This window comes from Vibrio sp. 10N.261.52.A1, assembly GCF_002876325.1.
In the GTDB taxonomy this organism is placed as follows: Bacteria; Pseudomonadota; Gammaproteobacteria; order Enterobacterales; family Vibrionaceae; genus Vibrio; species Vibrio chagasii.
In genome coordinates this window covers 1-945 of record NZ_MCYD01000897.1, presented here as the reverse complement: position 1 = coordinate 945, position 945 = coordinate 1, and the positions used below count along the sequence as shown (strand labels likewise).

General features: G+C 41.5%; 1 pseudogene. It reads left to right on the top strand.

Features of this window, described 5'->3' with window-relative positions:
- Positions 1-721: pseudogene (locus BCT81_RS19415) on the top strand (hypothetical protein); the annotation flags it as partial.
- Between the last annotated feature and the right edge of the window lie 224 nt (positions 722-945).

Sequence of the window (945 nt, the reverse complement as noted above, 5' to 3'; positions counted from 1 at the left end):
CTCAACGTCACATGTCGATGTTCCTGTGTACCGTCAAATTACGATACCAAACCCGCAGAATTCAGCTTGGTGGAAGTATGCGGATGACATCGTCAACGGTGCTAATCCCAAAGGGCCAGTCGGAACCATTAAAAGTAGCCGTTATTTGTCCTGTAGTTTTCACAAAGGTTTTATCGAAGGCGCTTGTTTTCCCGTTTACAAAAATACAGAGGGAATTCTGAATTTTGTTATTCGTCGGGCTCAAGGTGTCAATATTAGTGCCTTCAGTGGTTACAATAGTACCAACCTTGCTAATCGCTTAGATGAAACTACCGTTAGGCTTCTGAACTTAAATGATCCCTCTATTAATAGCGTTGCGAGCTATGAAAAGAAATACGTTAACGATGTAATCGAAAAGAGTAAGACTCTATATTTTGAACATCGTCGTAGAAATAAAATGAAGCAAGGGTTTGAGAACATGGCAAAGCTTATGGGGTTTAAGAGCAATGATTCAGCCATTGCTGTTCAAGCCGAGTTTTTATTACCACCTTCAGCTCAACTATCTGTAGACCGTATAGTCAAAAAACCAGCCTACTCAGGCGCAGCCAATGTACCTGTATTAGAAGTACATTGTACCTACGTAAGAAGCACAGAAAAGTCCAATGGCTTACCGCAAGTTTTGGCTCCGAGCGAGCAATCTATGTTCCTTGGTCCGACTAAACTTTACCCCGCAAATAGTTGATTTCATGTAAGCGTGACAAGCTAAGTTGGGTAGAGGGTGGCATTGCAGGTCGGTAATTGAATCTCCAATGCTCAATGTCTTCGCAACAGCTTCTTAATAGACAAAAGACTCTAAATAAAAACCTCTGTTCACGCTGAGCGTAATCAGAGGTTTTTTGTATTAGCAGCCTATAAGCAATTAGCAATTTATCACCGATCGAGGTGTGTATGTAGTGGCATAGTGAA